10 protein-coding genes and 3 pseudogenes are annotated in these 13,064 nt (G+C 66.0%); 6 read left to right on the forward strand and 7 right to left on the reverse strand.

What is annotated here, in order from left to right; translation table 11 throughout:
• Nucleotides 1-6: 6 nt before the first annotated feature.
• From QF047_RS05030 to QF047_RS05055, 6 genes and pseudogenes are all read right to left on the reverse strand, one after another.
• The gene (locus QF047_RS05030) at nt 7-591 is read right to left on the reverse strand and encodes a dihydrofolate reductase (protein ID WP_307274586.1); all 585 of its coding nucleotides are present in this window, start codon (nt 589-591) and stop codon (nt 7-9) included.
• Entirely contained in the window at nt 588-1,391 is an 804-nt protein-coding gene (locus QF047_RS05035; RefSeq protein WP_307274587.1) for a thymidylate synthase, read from the reverse strand. The genes QF047_RS05030 and QF047_RS05035 overlap by 4 nt, the downstream gene beginning before the upstream one ends.
• 47 nt (nt 1,392-1,438) lie before the next feature.
• The gene (locus QF047_RS05040) at nt 1,439-2,407 is read right to left on the reverse strand and encodes an NUDIX hydrolase (protein ID WP_307274589.1); all 969 of its coding nucleotides are present in this window, start codon (nt 2,405-2,407) and stop codon (nt 1,439-1,441) included.
• 11 nt (nt 2,408-2,418) lie between these two features.
• Nucleotides 2,419-4,669, reverse strand: a pseudogene (locus tag QF047_RS05045) (RNA degradosome polyphosphate kinase).
• A 130-nt stretch (nt 4,670-4,799) separates the two neighbouring features.
• The gene (gene mshD, locus QF047_RS05050; RefSeq protein WP_307274591.1) at nt 4,800-5,768 is read right to left on the reverse strand and encodes a mycothiol synthase; all 969 of its coding nucleotides are present in this window, start codon (nt 5,766-5,768) and stop codon (nt 4,800-4,802) included.
• Nucleotides 5,769-5,817: 49 nt separating this feature from the next.
• Nucleotides 5,818-6,517: pseudogene (locus QF047_RS05055) on the reverse strand (winged-helix domain-containing protein).
• A 339-nt stretch (nt 6,518-6,856) separates the two neighbouring features.
• Here QF047_RS05055 and QF047_RS05060 point away from each other — a divergent pair.
• The 6 genes and pseudogenes from QF047_RS05060 to QF047_RS05085 all read left to right on the forward strand — a co-directional run bounded on the left by QF047_RS05060 (nt 6,857) and on the right by QF047_RS05085 (nt 12,363).
• Complete coding sequence (locus QF047_RS05060) at nt 6,857-7,624, forward strand: permease (protein ID WP_307274593.1); 768 nt, start codon at nt 6,857-6,859, stop codon at nt 7,622-7,624.
• A gap of 168 nt (nt 7,625-7,792) precedes the next feature.
• Nucleotides 7,793-8,401, forward strand: coding sequence for an FABP family protein (locus QF047_RS05065; protein WP_306634885.1), 609 nt, complete (start codon nt 7,793-7,795; stop codon nt 8,399-8,401).
• 38 nt (nt 8,402-8,439) lie between these two features.
• The gene (locus QF047_RS05070; RefSeq protein ID WP_307274597.1) at nt 8,440-9,195 is read left to right on the forward strand and encodes a flavodoxin family protein; all 756 of its coding nucleotides are present in this window, start codon (nt 8,440-8,442) and stop codon (nt 9,193-9,195) included.
• A 101-nt stretch (nt 9,196-9,296) separates the two neighbouring features.
• Nucleotides 9,297-10,379: a folate-binding protein YgfZ gene (locus QF047_RS05075; RefSeq protein ID WP_307274599.1), complete on the forward strand. Its 1,083-nt coding sequence runs from the start codon at nt 9,297-9,299 to the stop codon at nt 10,377-10,379.
• Nucleotides 10,379-10,804, forward strand: a complete 426-nt coding sequence (locus tag QF047_RS05080; RefSeq protein ID WP_307274601.1) for an ankyrin repeat domain-containing protein — start codon at nt 10,379-10,381, stop codon at nt 10,802-10,804. The genes QF047_RS05075 and QF047_RS05080 overlap by 1 nt, the downstream gene beginning before the upstream one ends.
• 49 nt (nt 10,805-10,853) lie before the next feature.
• Nucleotides 10,854-12,363, forward strand: a pseudogene (locus QF047_RS05085) (DHA2 family efflux MFS transporter permease subunit).
• On the opposite strand, the gene QF047_RS05090 reads toward QF047_RS05085, so the two are convergent.
• Nucleotides 12,325-13,041 carry a GNAT family N-acetyltransferase gene (locus tag QF047_RS05090; protein ID WP_306634876.1) on the reverse strand — a complete coding sequence of 239 codons (717 nt, stop codon included), beginning with the start codon at nt 13,039-13,041 and terminating at the stop codon, nt 12,325-12,327. The pseudogene QF047_RS05085 and the gene QF047_RS05090 sit on opposite strands and share 39 nt — an antisense overlap.
• Between the last annotated feature and the right edge of the window lie 23 nt (nt 13,042-13,064).

Consider the following 13,064-nt stretch of genomic DNA (forward strand, 5'->3'; position numbering starts at 1 on the left):
CCTAGCCTAGCCCTCAGTCCGTGACCATTTGGTGAATCTGTAGCGTGTGCCGTTGGCAGCTGTCAGCCAACCGTCCGGCGGGACGGAGGCAGAAGCCTCCCACCCGGTGCCAAGCTCGGGGGCGAAAGTGTCGCCGTCGGCATCAACATCAATGGTGGTGACCACCGCGACGTTCGCAAGTTCGGTGGACTGGCGGAAAATCTCGCCGCCGCCCAGAATCCAGACGGTTGCGCCGCCGTCGACGAACTGCGACTCAAGCAGGGCGTCATCAAGGGAAGGAACCACGACGGCGCCCTCCGCCTCCGGCGTATCCGCCCAGCTTTTCTGCCGGGTGACCACAATGTTGGTGCGGCCCGGAAGGGGACGGAACTTGTCCGGAAAGGACAGCCACGTCTTGCGGCCCATGACCACGGGATGGCCCATGGTCAGCCGGTTGAAGTGCTTCAGGTCCTCGGGCAGATGCCAGGGCATATCGCCGTCCTTGCCGATGACCCCGTCGGGCGTCTGCGCCCACACCAGGCCCACGCCGGTCACCGACGCGGCCAGCTCTTCCGTGAAGGACTGCGGATCGGTGGAGTTCTCCGTGCTCATACCGCGATCGGGGCCTTGATCGTGGGGTGGTGCTGGTAGCCCACCACTTCGAAGTCCTCCAGCGTGTAATCGAAGATGGAGGCCGGCTTACGGGTGATCTTCAGTTGGGGATACGCGTACGGTTCCCGGTCCAGCTGCTTGAGGACCTGGTCCATGTGGTTCTCGTAGATGTGGACGTCTCCGCCGGTCCAGACGAATTCGCCCGGCTCCAGCCCCACCTGCTGTGCCACCATGCAGGTGAGCAGTGCGTAGGAGGCGATATTGAACGGCACGCCCAGGAACATGTCCGCGGAGCGCTGGTACAGCTGGCAGGAGAGTTTGCCGTCCGCCACATAGAACTGGAAAAACGCGTGGCACGGGGGCAGAGCCATGTCGTGGAGTTCCGATACATTCCACGCCGACACGATGTGCCGCCGGGAATCCGGGTTGGACTTCAGGTTCTCCATCAGCTCCGCGATCTGGTCGATGTGGCCGCCGTCCGGCGTGGGCCAGCTGCGCCACTGGACACCGTAGACAGGGCCGAGGTCCCCGTCAGCGTCTGCCCATTCATTCCAGATGGTAACGCCCTGGTCCTGCATCCATTTCACGTTGGTTTCACCGCGCAGGAACCACAGGAGTTCCACTGCCACGGACTTGAAGTGCACCCGCTTGGTGGTGATCAGCGGGAAGCTTTTCGAGAGGTCAAAGCGCAGTTGGCGCCCGAAAACGCTGGTGGTTCCGGTCCCGGTACGGTCCGATTTGTGCGTGCCGGAAGCCAGGACATCGCGCAGGAGGTCTTCATAAGGCGTGGGGATGCTCACGGCTACCAGTCTACTTTGATTGATTCAAAGCGTAGCCGCGCCACAGGTCAGTCGTCGAAAGGCTTGAACTGCTCCACTGCCACGATCCTGCTGCCGGTGCCGGGGGCCACGTGGCATACCACGATCTCGCCCGGGGACAGGTATGGTTCCTGCGCCGGAAGGAGTGCGGCCAAGGACTGCGGCATGTGTTTGGTCAACTGCCCGAACACAGTGGGCAGCGCGGGGCGGTGGGTGCAGACAACTACCGGCCGCTGCTTATCAAACAGGGCTTCGACGACTGCCGCCGTTTTCTTCGGGTTCCGCTCATGCCGGTGTTCGGTCAGCGCTTCCGCCAGTTTCACTTTGGCCCCGGCCGCCTTGGCGTAGGGGGCAACGGTGGCCACGCACCGGAGCCACGGGCTGGTGACCACCCGGGGCGGCTTCCACGCCTGGAGCAGCCGGCCCACAGCCTTCGCCTGGCGGTTTCCAGTGGCAGCGAGCGGGCGTTCCCCCTCCGCCTTGGACCAGGACGAGCGGGGCTTCGCTTTCGCGTGACGGAGCACTATGAGGGGCCAGGTGTTCAGCCCGCCGCGCTCATGGGCGTCCTGCAAGTACTCGAGCGGGGCGACGTCGGACGGGTTGGACAGCAGGCGGGCAGCCTTATCGGGGGCGCACCACATCACACTGTCCACCTCCTTGCCGTCGGGCACGAGCTTGTCGCCGTTGACCCTGACGGCCCAGTAGTAGACCACCTTCAGGCCGGAAGCCACGTGGTAGTGGATGGGGGGCAGCGGTATGCCCAGTGAGGCGGACAGCCCGATCTCCTCGCGCACTTCGCGGATGGCGCACTCAGGAATGGTCTCACCGGCGTCAATCTTTCCCTTGGGCCAGGACCAGTCGTCGTAGCGGGGCCGGTGGATCAACAGGACTTCAAGCTGATCCTTGTTGAGGCGCCACGGCAGGGCGCCGGCAGCCGTGACGGCTACCGGTTCGCCTGGGTGGTCTGTCTGGTCTGCTACGAGTGCGTCGCTCGACAAAACCGCGGCCCTTACCGTCGGCTCAGGCTGCGTTGCCGTGGCCGCGATGCCAGCAGGAAGGACTGGACATCCTCAAGGGGCCTGCCGTCGTCGCCCAGATGATGGCGCGTCCACTTGCCTTCGTTATCCAGGTGCCAGCTCGCGGTTTCGGGCGCCATGTACCGTTTCATCAGGTCAAGGACATACTGGATGTCGTCGGGACTGGCCAGCTGGACCAGGGCCTCCACCCGGCGGTCCAGGTTGCGGGTGCATCATGTCCGCCGAGCCAATGTAGACCACCGGGTCCCCGCCGTTGGCGAAGGCAAACACGCGGGAGTGCTCCAGGAACCTGCCCAGGACGGAGCGGACGGTGATGTGGTCGCTGAGCCCCGGAACGCCCGGGCGCAGCGAGCAGATGCCGCGCACCACCACATCCACCTTAACGCCGGCCTGCGATGCCCGGTACAGCGAGTCGATGATGGCTTCATCCACCATCGAGTTGACCTTGATCTGGACGCGGCCGGGGAGCCCGGCCCGGGCATTGCGGATCTCGGTCTCGATCCGGTCAATCAGCCCTGAGCGCACGGAGCGCGGAGCGACCAAAAGACGCTTGAAGGTCGACTTGGGCGCATACCCGGAGAGCTGGTTGAACAGCTTGGACAGGTCCTCGCCCACCTGGTCATTGGCCGTCAGGAGGCCGAGGTCCTCGTAGTAGCGGGCCGTCCGGGGGTGGTAGTTGCCGGTGCCGATATGGCAGTACCGGCGCAGCCCGTCCACTTCCTGGCGCACCACCAGCGAGAGCTTGCAGTGCGTTTTCAGGCCCACGATGCCGTACACCACGTGCACGCCCGCCTGCTCCAGCTTGCGGGCCCAGGAGATGTTGGCCTGCTCATCAAAGCGGGCCTTGATCTCCACCAGGGCGAGGACCTGCTTGCCGGCCTCGGCGGCATCGATCAGGGCGTCCACGATGGGGGAATCGCCCGAGGTGCGGTACAGGGTCTGCTTGATGGCCTGCACCTTGGGGTCCGCTGCCGCCTGCTCCAGAAACGCCTGGACGGACGTGGAGAACGAATCGTACGGGTGGTGGAGCAGGATGTCCCGGCGGCGCATGGCCGCGAAAACGTTGGCTGCCTTGGACGTCTCGGACTCGTTGAGGTACCGGGAGGTGTGCGGGACGTGCTTGGGGTAGTGCAGGTCCGCCCGGTCGATGCCGGCGATGACCGACAGGCCGCGGAGGTCCAGCGGTGCGGGGACCGAGTAGACCTCGGATTCCTCAACACCCAGTTCGCGGATCAGCAGCGCCCGGATGTTGGGGTTGATGTCGTTGGTGACCTCAAGCCGGACGGGTGGGCCGAAGCGCCGGCGCAGGAGTTCCTTTTCCAGCGCCTGCAGGAGGTTTTCGGCGTCGTCCTCCTCAACCTCCACGTCCTCATTCCGGGTAACACGGAAGGTGTGGTGCTCCAGGACCTCCATGCCGGCGAACAGCCTGTCCAGGTGGACGGCAATAACTTCCTCAAGCGCGATGAAGCGGGCCACCCGGCCGGCCACAGCACCGGCACGCGGGCCGTCGATGGAGATGAGCCGCGGCAGCTGGTCCGGCACCTTCACGCGGGCGAAGAGCTCTTTGTCGCTCACCGGGTTCCGGACCACCACGGCCAGGTTCAGCGAAAGCCCTGAAATGTAGGGGAAGGGGTGCGCCGGGTCCACAGCCAGGGGCGTCAGGATGGGGAACACCTTTTCGGCGAACATCTGGCTGAGCTGCTGCTTTGCCGCGTCATCGAGTTCATTCCAGTGCATGAGGTGAATGTGCTCATAGGCCAGAGCCGGGCGGATCTGGTCCGCGAAGACCTGGGCGTGTCGCTGCTGGAGCCGGTGCGCCTCCTCGCCGATCTTTTCCAGCACTTCCACCGGGCTCAGGCCGGCGGGGGAGGGGACAGCGAGCCCCGTGGCGATGCGCCGTTTCAGGCCGGCCACGCGGACCATAAAGAACTCGTCCAGGTTGGACGCGAAGATGGAGAGGAAGCTGACGCGCTCCAGCAGGTGCAGGGTAGGGTCCTCGGCCAGTTCCAGGACCCGGGAGTTGAAGCTGAGCCAGCTCAATTCACGGTCCAGGAAACGGTCCGGCCGGATATCCCCATCCGGTTCCAGGTTGGGCGCAAAGTCGGGGATGTCGATCCGGTCCTGCGTGGCCCGCGACGCCGGTACCTCCGAGGAGCCGAAGCGCGCACGCACCGGGACTGGCGCCTCTTGGGACGTGGCTGCTCCGGAAGGTTCCGGGTTCATGGCATCTCCTTTACCTGGCGCTTGATGCTGCCGTTTCCGGCCGGCGCGGTTCTGTTTCAACCTTACAAGCATTCATTGCGGGAAGGTCCTTGATTCAGTGCCCCGGACCGGCATGCGTCAGGCGATTGGACTAACCCGCCGCCGGACCGTACATCACGTCCATGTCCCAGCGGCTGAAGCCCAGCCGGCGGTACAGGGCCACCGCCGGTGCGTTGTCGGCGTCGACGTACAGCATGACGGCGTGCAGCCCGAGGGCCTGCAGGTGTTTGATGCCCGCCACGGTGAGGGCCTTGCCCAAACCTGATCCCTGGGCTTCCGGCGTCACCCCCACTACGTAGATCTCCCCGATGGCGGGGTGGGCGCCGTGCCGGGGGTGGACCTTGGTCCAGTGGTAACCCAGCAGCCGGCCGTCCCCGTCAACAGCCAAGAGGAAGCCCGCCGGATCGAACCAGGATTCGGCCATGCGCGCGTCAAGGTCCGCCCGGGTGAGGCTGCCCTGTTCGGGGTGGTGCGCGAAGGCGGCGCGGTTGGCCGCCAGCCAGGCGTCCTCATCCTGACCCGGCACAAACGCGCGGATGCTCACGCCGTCCGGAAGGACGACGTCGGGAAGGTCCGCCGCCGCCGTCGTCAGCCGCATTTTCCATAGTTCGCGCACCGGCACGTAGCCGTAACGGGCGGCAAGGTCAGCGGCCGCTTCATGGTTGCCGTGGGACCAAGCGTTCAATCCGCTGAACCCGCGCCGGTCCTGGAGGGCGCCCACCAGGCGGTCCGCGACGCCCTGGTTGCGGTAGCTGGGATGAACCGCGATCTCCACCACGCCGGTACCGTCCGGCTGTTCCACCACGGCGGCGAACCCGGCCAGGTCCTGGCCGGAGGAAGGATCCGAGTCCTCGTCCGGGGCGTACAGTGCCAGGGTCAGCAGCTTATGCTCGGAGGAGTCCCCGGCCCGCATGCTGATGAGGGTCTGTTCCGAGATGGACGGGTTGCCGTCCGACTCTTCCGCCGCTGCCAGGAGGTTGCGGCAGTCTTTGAGGAGTTGCTGGTCAACCCCGCCCTGGAATACCTGGACGGGCCACTTCTGAGGGTGCGCTGGAGTCATGACGCAAGGCTATACGGGATCGTCCGGATACCGGTCGCGGCGAAGCGGCTCAGGCTTCGGTCAGCTCGTCTTCCTGCTGCCGGACCAGGGTGAGCCGGTAGCCGACGTTGCGGACAGTGCTGATGAGGTTTTCGTGGTCTGCGCCCAGCTTGGCCCGCAGGCGCCGAACGTGGACGTCCACCGTGCGCGTGCCGCCGTAGTAGTCGTAGCCCCACACCTCGGTGAGCAGCTGCTGGCGGGTGAACACCCGGCCGGGGTGCTGCGCCAGGTACTTCAGGAGCTCGAATTCCTTGAATGTGAGGTTCAGGGGCGCACCGTTCACCCGTGCGGTATAACTTGCTTCGTCGATAACGACGCCGGCAGCCCGGATCTCGGACGGGGTGTCCCTCCTGCTCGGGGACGGCCCTGGCGACGGAGAGCCGGATGCGGGCCTCCACCTCGGCGGGCCCGGCTGATTCGAGAACAATGTCGTCAACGGCCCAGGCGGAGGAAACGGCGGCCATGCCGCCTTCCGTCAGGATGAGCACCAGCGGGGCGCTCAGGCCGGTGGCTTTGAGAAGCTGGGTGAGGGACCGGGCACCCACCAGGTCCTTGCGTGCATCGAGCAGCACGATGTCGCACGGATCAGTCTCCAGCAGGGCCGTTGGCTCGGCGGGGAGGATGTGCACCCGGTGGTTCAGCAATTCCAAGGCAGGCAGAATGTCCACCGAAGAACCGGTGCTGTTCGTCAATAACAGGATGTGCGACATTGTTCCTCCAAGGGCCGTCCGCGCATCGTTGAGCGACTGAACCGGATTCTCACCGGCCGGTACTGGCTCCCTGCCCCGGTTTTGGGCCGCTGCGAACAGCAACGATCCGGCCACCCCAGCAGGGAACTTAGCTGAGCCTTGAGTATACCCGCCGGGTCCGCGGGAGCCATGGATTAGCCCCCGGTGAATGTACGTTTTGCGACATAACCGGTTCACATAAGGCAGGATTGGGGCAGGGCCGGATGCCCTGGCACTGAGGGCGCGCGCCGCCTTCCAACGTCAACGCAGGATGGGATGCAGCGCAGTGAGTGCACAGACTAAGCCCCGGCCGGGATCCGAATGACGGCCGAATTTCAGGCACCCGTGCGTTCCGTGGGCTCGTGGACCATCGGTGTGGCGGGCATTGCCGGACTGGCAGCGATCATCGCCGGGGTGTATGGGTCCCGCGAGGCCCTGGTGGCCGTGGCCGTGCTCATCGCCGCCGGAGTCGGCATCGGCTGGCCGCACTTCCTCAGGATTCCCGCCAAAAAGACCCTCGCCGCGGTGATCGGCCTGGCCGGCGCCGGATCAGCCCTCGCCGCCGCATACGCCCCGGCTCCCGGGTTCCTGGACTGGACGCCGCCCTTCATCGCGCTGGGGATCATGGCCGTTTTTGTGGTCCAGCTCATCCGCGGCACCGGGCAGGCCCAGCGCCTGGAGTCCACGCTCGGCTGTTCAGTGGGTGTGTTGCTGTCTTGCCTGGGGGCCGGATGGATCGCCGGCGCCAGGTTCAACGGCGTCCGCGAGATGCTGCTCGTGGCAGCCGTCAGCGCGGCGGTTGCCCTGCTGGCGGGACTGATCCGCTGGCCCGACAGTATCGTGGCGCCCCTGGGAATTGTCCTGGCCGGACTTGCCGGGCCGCTCGCCGGGCTGGTTCTCTCCGACATCGCCGTGCTCCCCGCCGCGATCTTTGGTGTGGTGGTGGGCGCAGTGCTGGTGAGCTTCCGCCGCCTTGTAACGCTCCGGGGGGCTCCGCTAAATGTCCCCGCTGCCCTTAGCATGGGGCTGGCGCCTGTCTCGGCAGTGGGTTCGCTGGCCTACTTCATAGACAAACTACTCATCTACTAACAGTTAGGATGGCATCATGTCCGTACTTGCTTTTGAAATTTTCTTCCTTGTCCTGCTCGGCATCGCCAGCCTGTCCATGGCCTGGTTCGCCGGCTTTGTGGTCTACCGCCTCTTCAAAGGCCAGAAGTAGACCCTTTCCGGAGCTAGCCGTTTTCCGAGGTAATTGCTGTGCCGATTGAGATTCCCACAGACCTGACTCCAGAACTTGTCCCGCTTTCCTGGCTCATTGGTGAGTGGGAGGGCCGCGGCCGGCTGGGCAGCGGGGACGAGGACTCCGAGCACTTCCTGCAGCACGTGTCCTTCACACACAACGGGCTGCCGTACCTGCAGTACCGTGCGGAGAGCTGGTTGACCGACGACGATGGCACGCGCCTGCGGCCGCTGACGGTCGAGACCGGCTTCTGGGCACTGGAGCGCAAACAGCTGGATGCCGACGGCGGCCCCGGCCTGATTCCGGCAGACATAGTTCCCGTGCTGAAGAGCGCGGACGAAGTGGAAGCCCTGCGCAACAGCGAGGGCGGCTTTGATATCTCCGTGTCCATCTCCCACCCGGGGGGCATTTCGGAGCTGTACTACGGGCAAATCAAGGGCCCGCAGATCCAGCTCACCACGGACATGGTGATGCGCGGGAGCCACTCCAAGGACTATAGTGCTGCCACCCGGATCTTCGGCCTGGTGGACGGGAACCTGCTCTGGCGCTGGGATGTGGCCGTTGGCGGTAAGGAAGGCAAGGGGCTGGAAGCCCACGCGTCTGCTTTCCTCAAAAAAGTTTCCTGACCCCAACAGGTCCGGAGGAACGAAAGAGGGGCACCCGCATGGAAGATCCTCAGACCGCACAAGCCGCCGGAAACGCGCAGGACTACAGCGACCTGAAGGCTGTCTTCTTCAACGGGACCCTGAAGCGGTCGCCCCAGACGTCCAACACGGAGGGGCTGATCACGATCAGCCGGCGCATCATGGAAAAGCAGGGTGTCAGCACCCGGGTGATCCGCACCGTGGACCACGATATTGCCAGCGGGGTTTACCCGGACATGACGCAGTACGGCTGGCCCACGGACGAATGGCCGGAGCTGTACCCGGCGGTGCAGGAAGCGGACATCCTGGTGGTGGCCGGGCCCATCTGGCTGGGCGACAACTCCTCCCAGACCAAAAAGCTCATCGAACGCCTCTACGCCCATTCCGGCGAACTCAACAGCAAGGGGCAATGGGCGTTCTACCCCAAGGTGGGCGGCTGCCTGATCACCGGCAACGAGGACGGCATCAAGCACTGCGCCATGAACCTCCTGTACAGCCTGCAGCACATCGGCTTCAGCATTCCGCCGCAGGCAGATGCGGGCTGGATCGGGCCCGTGGGTCCCGGTCCAAGCTACCTGGATGAAGGTTCCGGCGGTCCCGAAACCGACTTCACCAACCGGAACGCCACCTTCATGACCTGGAACCTCCTGCACCTTGCCCGGACCCTCAAAGACGCCGGCGGCTATCCGGCGTACGGCAACCTCCCCAAGGAGTGGGCTGCCGGAACCCGCTTCGATTTTGAAAATCCGGAATACCGCTCCCCAACCGCTCCCTGACCTCGCAAGCTCGGCCAGGGAACCCGGCGGTCGTGGGCCCCTGGCTCAGTGAGCCCGTCGAAACCCGGAATACTCCATGACCAAAGGACGTTGCCCCCAGTATGACTACTCCCAGCCCTCTGTTGTCGCGCCCCGGAGCCGTTGAGGCGGCCGGCGCGGACGCCGGCGTCGCAGCCCACTACGGCGAGCCGCTGCGCGAGCAGCGCGCCCTCGCAGCCGGAACCGCCGTCGTCGACCTCTCCCACCGCGGCGTGGTGACGGTCACCGGGCCGGACCGCCTCAGCTGGCTCAACACGCTGTCCTCCCAGCAGGTCACCGGCCTGCAGGCGGGGGAGTCCAGCGAGCTGCTCCTCCTCAGCGTGCAGGGCAGGATCGATTTCGAAGCCAGGGTGGTTGACGACGGCGGGACCACCTGGCTGATCGTGGAGGCCGTCGAAGCTGCCCCGCTGGCGGAGTTCCTGAACAGGATGAAGTTCATGCTGCGGGTGGAGATCGCCGACGTCTCGGCCGGCTGGGCCGTGGTGGGGAGCACCAGGGCCATTCCCGAGTGGGCGCAACGGCTCGTCTGGCAGGACCCCTGGCCCAATGTCGGGCCCGGCGGCTACTCCTACGCCACTGTTCCGTCGGCTGACCATCCCGGGTTCGAGCGCCCGTGGTTCGAGTACCTGATTCCCGCTGCTGAGCTGGAGGAAGCCGTGGAAGGACGACCGCTGGCCGGGGTCCTCGCCGCCGAAGCGCTGCGCCTGGCTGCCTGGCGTCCCCGGATCGGCGCGGAAACGGACGACAAGACCATCCCGCACGAACTGGACCTCCTCCGCACGGCCGTCCACCTGGCCAAGGGCTGCTACAAGGGCCAGGAAACCATCGCCCGCGTCCACAACCTGGGGCACCCGCCGCGGCGGCTCGTCTTCCTGCAGTTGGACGGATCACAGCACACCCTGCCCCAGGCCGGCAGCCCTGTGCTGGTGGGGGAGCGGAAGGTGGGAACGGTGACCTCCGTGGCCCAGCATTACGAGATGGGCCCGGTTGCCCTGGCGGTCATAAAGCGTTCCGTGGCGGCGGATGAAATACTGACGGTCCTGGACGGGGACGAGCCGTACACTGCCGCCCAGGAACTCATTGTTGCCCCGGACGCCGGCCAGGTAGTGGGGCGCCAGACCGGATTCCTCAAGGGGCCACGCTGATGACTGACAACACCGCTGCACCGTCCGACCCGCCCGAAGCCGCTGGAGCGCCCGACGACGACGCCCTGGCTTTGGCGCACACGCTCTTCCAGGCGGCCAGGGAGGGGGACTCCGCGCTGCTGCGTGCCTATCTCGACGCCGGCGCTCCCGCCACTTTGACGAATGCGGCGGGTGATTCCCTGCTGATGCTGGCCGCCTACCACGGCCACGCAGACACTGTTCAGCTGATCCTGAAACACGGCGCCGAGGCGGACACCGCCAACGACCGGGGCCAGACCCCGCTGGCGGGAGCCGCCTTCAAGGGCTACACCGAGGTTGCCCGCGTCCTGCTGGACGCCGGAGCAGACCCGGACGCAGGATCGCCGTCGGCCCGCGCCGCCGCCCAAATGTTCGCCCGGACAGAGATCCTGGATCTCCTGGGCTAGTCACCTCCGGGTCCCGCCCGGCAGCAACAACCTGACGAAAGATGACCCAGTGGAAAACGTAGCAAAGCAGTGGCCTGCCCTTTGGTCGCTGGTGATCGGGTTCTTTATGATCCTGATCGACAGCACCATCGTGTCCGTGGCAAACCCGCGGATCATGGAGAGCCTGGGCGCGGACATCAACTCGGTGATCTGGGTGACCAGCGCCTACCTGTTGGCATACGCGGTGCCGCTGCTGATCACCGGCAGGCTGGGCGACCGTTTCGGGCCCAGGAAGCTTTATCTGCTCGGCCTGGTGGTGTTTACGCTGGCCTCGCTGTGGTGCGGTTTTTCCGCCAACGTGGAGACCCTCATCGCGGCGCGGGTGCTGCAGGGGCTTGGCGCGGCGATCATGACTCCCCAGACCATGGCCGTCATCACGCGGATCTTCCCGCCGGACCGCCGCGGGGCGGCAATGTCCATATGGGGAGCAACCGCCGGCATGGCCACCCTTGTCGGGCCTATCCTGGGCGGCGTCCTGGTGGACGGCCTGGGCTGGGAATGGATCTTCTTCATCAACGTCCCGGTCGGCGTTGTGGGCTTTATCCTCGCCTGGCGCAATGTTCCCGTCCTCAGCACCCACCCGCACCGGTTCGACATCCCCGGCGTCCTGCTCAGCGCCGTCGGACTCTTCCTGCTGGTGTTCGGCATCCAGGAAGGCGAGACGTACAACTGGGGCACCATCACCGGGCCTGTCACCGTGTGGGGCCTGATCATCGCGGGAACCGCCGTCCTGGTCCTGTTTGTCCTGTGGCAGCGCTTCAACAAGGGCGAACCGCTGTTGCCGCTGGGCCTTTTCCGGGACCGGAACTTCTCCCTCGCCAACCTCGGAATCACCTTGGTGGGCTTCACGGTGACTGCCTTCACCCTGCCGCTGATTTTCTACTATCAGCTGGTCCGCGGCCTGACACCCACCCAGTCGGCCCTCTTGATGGTGCCCATGGCACTGATCTCCGGCGGCATGGCGCCCGTCGTGGGGAAGATCGTGGACCGCGTCAATCCCAAGTATCTTGCCGCTGGCGGCCTGACCCTGATGGCTGTGTCGCTGGTCTGGAACTCGGCCCTGATGCAGCCGGACACCCCGATCCTGATGTTCCTGCTGCCCAGTGCTGTCCTGGGATTCGCGAACGCGGGCATCTGGGCGCCGCTCAGCACCACCGCCACGCGCAACCTTCCGCCGCGGCAGGCCGGCGCCGGCTCAGGGGTCTACAACACCACGCGCCAGATCGGCGCGGTGCTGGGCAGCGCTGCCATCGCCGTGCTGATCCAGTCCCGGCTGGCTGCCGAGCTTCCTTCGGGCGGACCGGGCGGCGGGTGCCGGCGAGGGCATGGGCTTCTCGGGGAGCCTGCCGGAGGCTCTCCACAGCGGATTCGCGACGGCGATGGGACAGTCCATCCTGCTGCCCGCCGCAGTGATCCTGGTGGGCGCCGCCGTGGCATTGTTCTTTGCCAAACCCCAGCCGGTCCAGCACTGGGGCGCCCCCTCAGCCAAGGTGGACGCTGGTCTGGATTCCGCCGGCTGACAGGCCGAGCTTCCGGGCCAGTGCCAGGGATCCGGTGTTGCTGACGTCGGTGCGCCACTGCAGCGTGAGCCCTGCCGCCAAGGCTTCGTGGGCCGCGATGGACACGGCGAGCGAGCCCAGTCCGCGGCGGCGCCATTCGGGGTCCACCAGCACGCCAAGGTGGGCCAGCAGTCCCACCCATTCAGAGTAGGCACCGCAGGCCAGGGGCACGCGCCGGCCCTCCACCTCGTGGACGATGGTGTAGCGGTTCTCGAGGTCTGAAAGGCCCACCTCGTTGACGTCATCCGGCGGGCAGCGGCCCTCCAGTTCGATGGCTTCCGGGTTGCCGTGCGAGACGGTCATCTCTTCCGGGGGCTGCTTGAGCGGCAGGTCGTCCGCGAAGAACAACGCCGCGGCGCCGAGCCCGTGGCCGCCGTGCGACCGGGTCAGCGTCAGGAGGGTGACGTGCTGGGCCATCTCCTCGTCCCGAATGTCCGCAGCGGCGTCAATGACCCACTGCGGACCCACCAGCGCTGAACTGCCAAAGAGCCGCACGAACTCCACGGTGCGGGCTGATTCGTCGGCACGGACAATCCGCTCCCCGGAGGCCAGGGCAGTACCGAAAGCGTCGTCGTCCAGTCCCAGGCGCCGGGCCCACGCAAGCTGGATGATGGCGGCAGAACCGGGGTCAAGTGTCATAACCCCAGCCTAGGGCGGGCGGC

It is taken from the genome of Arthrobacter sp. W4I7 (genome assembly GCF_030816215.1).
Lineage (GTDB): Bacteria > Actinomycetota > Actinomycetes > Actinomycetales > Micrococcaceae > Arthrobacter > Arthrobacter siccitolerans_A.